We start from the raw sequence: 6,211 nt of genomic DNA, 5'->3' as shown, positions 1-6,211 counted from the left end.
ACCCTTGAACAGGTGTTCGGCAATAGTGTGCGCTACCGTTTCGTAGCGGCTCTCGACCTACTCGATGGTTGAGAACAGTTCACGTGATTTGGGCTACACATCATCATGGTTATCCATTGCCTGGCGTAGCGCGGCGAGGCTGCTAGCCACCATTTGTTCGTTGACGGCAATCGCGCCCCGTTGCTGGCCTCTCGCGGTGACATTGCTGTTCAAGGCGATGTTACGCAAGGCAATCGCGCGCTGGGCAGCGGCGTCGTTCAGTGTGTTGGCCAGGCGGGTGCGTGCATCAACGCCATTAACGTAGAGAAAAAAGTCCTTATTGCTGTTAGCCAGCGCGTACAGCGAGATAGCGGCGATCAGCAACATAAACGCGAGCAGGCTGGCATAGCCAGCATAGAGACTGGTACGTGTAGAGAGCCTTGGAGTGTGCGATGGCATGATGCACCTGCGTAATGGGAGGAGCAATTTAGGGACACCTGTAAGGGCATGTATTCGCCCTTGGTCCGCATCCTGCGCAGGTATTCTTTTGTTCGACGGCAATGAGTCGCGGCGTTATTTCCTGGCCAGCTGAAACTTGTACAAGTTTTTATTCTTTTACAACTCTTGTACAACTATATTGGGATGATGTCTCCATGACATCACTCAGTCCCGATGAACGGTCATTAACCTCCGGTGTCTGGCAAGCGCCAGAAATAGAGGTATGGCTATCGGGCTGACGACTGTTTGGCGGCGATACAGCCCAAGGCCATCTTTGGGCCGATAGAATCCTGCGAGCGCTGTAAAAATGCGCAGCGCTATTTCTGTACAGGTATTTTGTATGGAGGTGAGCTAGGGCGCGCTAATTGTGAGCATGCGCTGCGCTAGGGGCTGTTGCCGTTTCATCGCGAGCCGCGTTGCTGCGAGAAATGGCTCCCGGTTATGGGGGGCGAGCTCGTTCTCGGATCTCCATGCGAGATGGCGGGGCAGGTTTGCCCAACGTTCGGCGAGGGCGTTATGCAAATGGCGAGCGACGGCGTTGACTGCCCCACTTGCGGGACATTCATGCCGGCTGGCCGAGCATGAGAGGGACTAGCGGATTGATCGACATGAACGTCTGATTGGCCACTATCCGATTCTCCAGGTGCAAGCCCCCTACGACCCACGCGGTCAGACCAAGGATTTTTTCCTGCCGCTGTATGAACACATGCGCAAGGCCAACGGTAAGTGGCCCTACGCATTGGTCGTCAGCAGCGATGCGGTGGTGGTGTATGTGAGTTATCCGAAAGACGATGGCACCTCCCTGGATTACGAGGGGTTCGAGGCGCCGTAGAAGTGCTTTCAACTCCGCCCGGACACGCTGCATGCGTCCAAGCAGAGGATGCATCGCGATAGGATTTTAGGTAATGATGCGCCACCAAATTCAAGGAAGATAACAACAATGAAAACCGCTTCCCGCGCCCTGTTCCTGCTCTGCCTTTCCACGCCCGCCTTCGCCGCCGAAAGCCCGGTCGGGTTCAAAACCGCCAAGCTGCCCGATGCCCAGAACCACCGCCCTCTGGAACTGGTCGTTTGGTACCCCGCCACCACCACTGCCAAACCCGAGCTGATCGCCGACAACACGGTGTTCATCGGCGCCCTCGGCGTGCCCGATGCTGCGCCGGCTGCCGGTGAGCATCCGCTGGTGGTGCTGTCCCACGGCCACGGCGGCAATTGGGGTAAACAGGTGTGGCTGGCCAGCGCATTGGCGCACAAGGGTTACATCGTGGCGGCGGTCAACCACCCTGGCACCACCACCAAAGACCGCAGCCCGCAAGCTGCCGCACAGTTATGGCAACGCCCGGCCGATGTGAGCCGCGCTATCGACGCGGTACTGGCCCAGCCAAAGCAGTTTGGCGCGGTCGCGAACCACCAGATTGCTGCGGTGGGCCACTCCCTGGGTGGCTGGACCGTGATGGAAATTGCCGGTGCACGTTTCGACCCTGACCTGTTCAGCAAGGACTGCGCCGAACACCCGAAATTGGGCGGCTGCATCGGCTACCAGGAGATGAACCCTGCCGGCACGCCAGCTGGCAAGGCCCAACTGGCCGCTGACTTGCGCGATAAGCGCGTCACCGCAGTTGTGTCACTGGACCTGGGCCTGTCGCGCGGCTTCACCAGTGCCAGCCTGGGCGTACTGCCAGTGCCGGCGCTGGTGATTGCGGGGGGTGTGCCAACGGAGGATATGTCACCGCAATTGGAGTCCGCCGACATGGTCAAGCGCCTGCCAAAAGCCTCGACGCAGTACGTGGAGATAGGCGACGCCACGCACTTCAGCTTTATGTCGATTTGCAAGCCGGGAGGTATGGCGTTGATTGAAGAGAGCTCGCCCGGCGATGGCATGATTTGCCGGGATGGTGAAGGGGCTCGGCCACGGGCGGTGATTCAGCAGCAGGTGGTGGAGCTGATTACTGGGTTTCTGGGGCGGACAGCACCTAAGTAAAAGAAAGGGCTACTCAAGACAAAACGTATCGTATACGATGCATAAATAGCTTAAAACTTAAAAATGCACTGTATAGGATGCAAAATGATATGGACGACTTAGGTCTCCTGATCAAAAACCTACGCAAGGCGGCTGGCCTTTCACAAAGCCAGCTCGCGCAACGGCACGGTATGAGTCGCTCTACCATCTCAGGAATCGAGAACAACACCATTCCTGAAGTGGGCATTCGCAAGGTGGCTGCGATTCTCGAGGGTTTGGGTTACGAGCTGACCGCGATCCCTAAGCGTCGACGTAAAACGCTCGACGAACTGAAAGTAGGAAGCGTCCATGATTAGGCAAAGTGACCGGCTCTATATTGGCGCTGGTGGCGTGGCAGCTGGAACACTCGGGCGCAACGAAGAAAAACCGCGCGATTCGGTGTTCTCGTACAACGAGACCGTAGCCGAAAAGGACGCGGTCTCTTTGACAATGCCCGTGCGCTTGGAGAGCTACAACTGGGCGTATGGAATCCATCCCCTGTTTGAGATGCACATTCCCGAGGGGCACCTCAAGGCCGAGCTTGTGCGGCGTTTCAGCAAATCAGTGCGTGGCTTTGACGACTTCGCCTTACTGGGTATCGTCGGTCCACACCAGTTGGGTCGTATCAGCGTTACCCATGTTGCCGGTAACAAATCGCTGCCCGAGATCAAACTCTCTGAACTCTTGGTCTTTGACGGAGCAAAGGATCTGTTCGACGACCTGATGAAAACTTACGCCGCCTACTCCGGTGTTTCAGGGGTTCAACCGAAGGTACTGGTGCGCGACGTTGACGATGCGGATCCCGACGTTGCCCGCCTCACCCACTGTGGCGCTACGCATCTAGTGAAAGCGTTCAATGATTCAGACTTTGCGCAACTGGCAGCCAATGAGTTTTTTTGTATGCGCGCGGCACTTCACACAGGCCTTGAAGTGCCTGAATGCCAGCTTAGTCAGCACGGTAAATTTTTGGTGGTGAAACGGTTCGACATCAGTGATACCGCCTACCTCGGGTTCGAAGACATGTGCGTGCTATCGGGATGGGGAACGAGTAAGAAGTACGACGGTAGCTATCAGGGCTGCGCGAAACTGATCAAGGCTTATGTCTCCCCTTCGCGGGTGACCAAGGCGTTAGAGGACTTCTTCATGATGGTGGCGCTGTCTGCAGGCATCCAAAATGGTGACGGACACCTTAAGAATTTCGGCCTGCTGTATGAGAATTGTGCCGAAGACGCAGATGTTTGGCTCGCACCAGCTTACGACCTAGTGACGACTACTGTGTACCAGGTCAACGACATTATGGGTCTGTTGCTCGGCGGCTCGAAGGCTTGGCCAAAACGCAAGATGCTGGTGCAGTTCGGGCGCAGCGCGTGCAATTTAACCGAAGCGCGCTGCACTGAGTTGCTCCACCGAGTGCACAGTGGCATGAACCGCGCGATGGTGGAGCTTTCGGATTATGGAAGTACCCATCCGGCGTTTGAGGCAGTGGGAGAAAAAATGCTCGCTGCTTGGGCCGCTGGACTGGCGAGGAGTATTGAGCCGGAGTGATTTGCCTGCCACATCGTCAGAACACCACCGAACGCTGACAAACCGACGTCGCCACAACCTTCCCGCGCTTAAGCACCATCAACCGCGCCGGCAAGTCGAGAATCACATCACCCACCGAGCGCGTGTCCAGCAACACCAAATCAGCAGCCTTGCCCGGCGCCAACCCATAATCCTGCAGCCCCAGCGCTTTCGCCGGACTCGTGGTGAGCATCGATAACACCGTGGCCTGGTCATCCGCCCCGCCCAGGTGGCAGGCAGGAATTGCCAGTTGCGCAATGTTGAGCAAATCGCCGGTGCCAAACGGGGTAAACGCGTTGCGGATGTTGTTGGTGGCCAGGCACACATTCACGCCGCCATCGCGCAGTGCTCGCACCGGCGTCAGGGTGCGGCGCACGTTATGGCTGTCGCCGCGCGCACCGAGGTGCAAGTCGGTGGCGGGCAGGCACATGACGCTGATGCCGGCCTCGCGAATCAGGGCAATGATCTCGCGCTGTTTGTGCGGCGGCACGGCGCCCAGGCTGGTCAGGTGGCCGACACACACGCGCCCTTGATAGCCCTCCTCGAGGGTCTTGCGCGCGAGGTATTCAATGCTCATGTGGTCGGCGTTGTCGGCGAAGTCCTGATGCAAATCGATGTCCTTGCCGTAGCGCTTGGCCAGGTTGAATACATAGTCGATGTGTTCATGCGCCGAGTCATCGTTGTAGGGAATGCCGCCCACTACATCGGCGCCTTTTTCCATGGCCTCGACCATCATTGCCTGCATGCCCGGCAGTTTCAGGATCCCTTCCTGTGGGAAGGCGACCACCTGGATGTCGATGACGTCGCGCAACCTGTCGCGCAACTCCAGCACCCCATCAAAGCCGGTGAAGCCTTGCACCGGGTCGAACTCAGCGTGGGCGCGTACGTGGGTGGTGCCGGACTGCACCAGTGCACGCAGTACTTGGGTGGAACGCTCAAGAATGTCGTCTCGGGTCAATGTGGGTTTGAGTTCGGCGGTGACCGCTATCGCCTCCTTTAATGTGCCGGAACGATTGGCCTTGCGGTGCATGACATTGGCTTTTTCCAGGTGCAGGTGCCCTTCGACAAACCCCGGGATCAGCACGTTGCCGTGGCCTTGAATTTCCTGCTGGGCGTGCGCTGAAATGTGCGGCGCAATCTCGATGATTTTGCCGCTGCGCACCGCCACATCCATCAGCGGTTGTGCGTCGTCGATGCGTACGTTACGAAAGATTAAATCCATGACGATGGCCCTCAATGTTGCTGCCCTCAGGCGCAGCGGTAAAAAACAAACAATGGATGGTTCAACCGTTGGAGCAGCCGTTACCCATCACGTGGTACTCAAGAATGTGCCGCTGGCCCTTGGAGTCTTCGTAGGTCATACGCACGGGCACCACGGCGCAGACGTCCGCAACGTCGCTGGTGGAAATGACGTGGGCGATGTCCAGGTGCTGGGCATAGCTGTATTGCTCGACCGGCAGTGGCTCATCGGCCATCGCCGCAGCGCAAAACACGCCGAATATCAGTACAAGTAACGCTTTCATGTTCAGATGACCTCGTCCAAATCTGCAGGAAAGTGGAACCCGGTCGCTGTGCAGCGCCGGGCCCATTAGTCGCGTGATCAGAACGGTTTGGTCGGCAGGTACTTGCCATCCAGGGTGATCACTGCGCGGGAGCCGCCGTCCGGGTCATCGACCTTCTTGATGTCCAGTTTGAAGTTGATGGCGCTGATGATGCCGTCGCCAAATTTCTCGTGAACCAGGGCCTTGAGCGTGGTGCCGTAGACCTGAATCATTTCGTAGAAACGGTAGAGGGTCGGGTCGGTCGGGACACCGTTGCCGATGCTGCCGCGCACCGGGATGCTTTGCAGCAGGAGCACGGCATCGGCGTCGAGGCCCAGGGTGTCAGCAACGGCTTGGGCGGCGTCGGCCGGCAGTGGGTGCTGGCCAAGCAAGGCGGCAGTGACGAAGGCTTCGTGCAGGCCGGTGCCTTCGGCGATCTGGGCGAACGACAGGTCTTTGCGGGCCTTGGCCAGGAGGATGACGTCGGCCAGGGCAAGGCGAGTGTTTTGGCTGATTTGTGACTGGATCATGGGGGTATCTCCGTGGGTAAAAATAGGGTGTTAGTGGGAAACGGCGCGTACGGCTGGGTTGTCGGCCAGCGGCACGAACTTGCCGGTGCGGCCATCGAAGG

Annotated in this window: 8 protein-coding genes; 4 read left to right on the top strand and 4 right to left on the bottom strand. The window is 58.1% G+C overall.

The features are described 5' to 3' along the window. Positions 1-93 precede the first annotated feature (93 nt). Entirely contained in the window at positions 94-438 is a 345-nt protein-coding gene (locus E0F99_RS28335) for a hypothetical protein (protein WP_130909073.1), read from the bottom strand. Positions 439-1,120: 682 nt separating this feature from the next. Between E0F99_RS28335 and E0F99_RS28330 the strand changes: the two genes are divergently transcribed. The 4 genes from E0F99_RS28330 (at position 1,121) to E0F99_RS28315 (ending at position 4,021) form a co-directional block, all read left to right on the top strand. Beyond that, complete coding sequence (locus tag E0F99_RS28330; RefSeq protein ID WP_232000134.1) at positions 1,121-1,309, top strand: hypothetical protein; 189 nt, start codon at positions 1,121-1,123, stop codon at positions 1,307-1,309. Between the two features lie 108 nt (positions 1,310-1,417). After that, positions 1,418-2,458 carry an alpha/beta hydrolase family protein gene (locus E0F99_RS28325; protein ID WP_083357647.1) on the top strand — a complete coding sequence of 347 codons (1,041 nt, stop codon included), beginning with the start codon at positions 1,418-1,420 and terminating at the stop codon, positions 2,456-2,458. Positions 2,459-2,547: 89 nt separating this feature from the next. Continuing rightward, on the top strand, positions 2,548-2,793 hold the full coding sequence (locus E0F99_RS28320) for a helix-turn-helix domain-containing protein (RefSeq protein WP_083357646.1): 246 nt from the start codon (positions 2,548-2,550) through the stop codon (positions 2,791-2,793). After that, on the top strand, positions 2,786-4,021 hold the full coding sequence (locus tag E0F99_RS28315) for a type II toxin-antitoxin system HipA family toxin (protein ID WP_083357645.1): 1,236 nt from the start codon (positions 2,786-2,788) through the stop codon (positions 4,019-4,021). Before E0F99_RS28320 ends, E0F99_RS28315 begins: the two co-directional genes overlap by 8 nt. Positions 4,022-4,037: 16 nt before the next feature. Here the strand turns inward: E0F99_RS28315 and E0F99_RS28310 are convergent, their stop codons facing one another. The 3 genes from E0F99_RS28310 to cynS form a co-directional block, all read right to left on the bottom strand. Further along, positions 4,038-5,261, bottom strand: coding sequence for an amidohydrolase family protein (locus E0F99_RS28310; protein ID WP_083357644.1), 1,224 nt, complete (start codon positions 5,259-5,261; stop codon positions 4,038-4,040). A gap of 61 nt (positions 5,262-5,322) precedes the next feature. After that, the gene (locus tag E0F99_RS28305; protein ID WP_083357643.1) at positions 5,323-5,562 is read right to left on the bottom strand and encodes a DUF2790 domain-containing protein; all 240 of its coding nucleotides are present in this window, start codon (positions 5,560-5,562) and stop codon (positions 5,323-5,325) included. Between the two features lie 77 nt (positions 5,563-5,639). Beyond that, a complete protein-coding gene (gene cynS, locus E0F99_RS28300) occupies positions 5,640-6,110 on the bottom strand; it encodes a cyanase (protein WP_083357642.1) in 471 nt (156 codons plus the stop codon). Positions 6,111-6,211: the final 101 nt, after the last annotated feature.

Origin of the sequence: Pseudomonas antarctica (genome assembly GCF_900624995.1) — a bacterium.
Lineage (GTDB): Bacteria > Pseudomonadota > Gammaproteobacteria > Pseudomonadales > Pseudomonadaceae > Aquipseudomonas > Aquipseudomonas antarctica.
Note: the sequence above shows the minus strand (reverse complement) of the source record. Positions and strands in the feature narration are given on the sequence as shown.

Bases quoted from the DNA above. Each gene is read 5' to 3' on its own strand.
- E0F99_RS28335 (WP_130909073.1), bottom strand. From the start codon at position 438: ATGCCATCGCACACTCCAAGGCTCTCTACACGTACCAGTCTCTATGCT.
- E0F99_RS28325 (WP_083357647.1), top strand. From the start codon at position 1,418: ATGAAAACCGCTTCCCGCGCCCTGTTCCTGCTCTGCCTTTCCACGCCC.
- E0F99_RS28320 (WP_083357646.1), top strand. From the start codon at position 2,548: ATGGACGACTTAGGTCTCCTGATCAAAAACCTACGCAAGGCGGCTGGC.
- E0F99_RS28315 (WP_083357645.1), top strand. From the start codon at position 2,786: ATGATTAGGCAAAGTGACCGGCTCTATATTGGCGCTGGTGGCGTGGCA.
- E0F99_RS28310 (WP_083357644.1), bottom strand. From the start codon at position 5,261: ATGGATTTAATCTTTCGTAACGTACGCATCGACGACGCACAACCGCTG.
- E0F99_RS28305 (WP_083357643.1), bottom strand. From the start codon at position 5,562: ATGAAAGCGTTACTTGTACTGATATTCGGCGTGTTTTGCGCTGCGGCG.
- cynS (WP_083357642.1), bottom strand. From the start codon at position 6,110: ATGATCCAGTCACAAATCAGCCAAAACACTCGCCTTGCCCTGGCCGAC.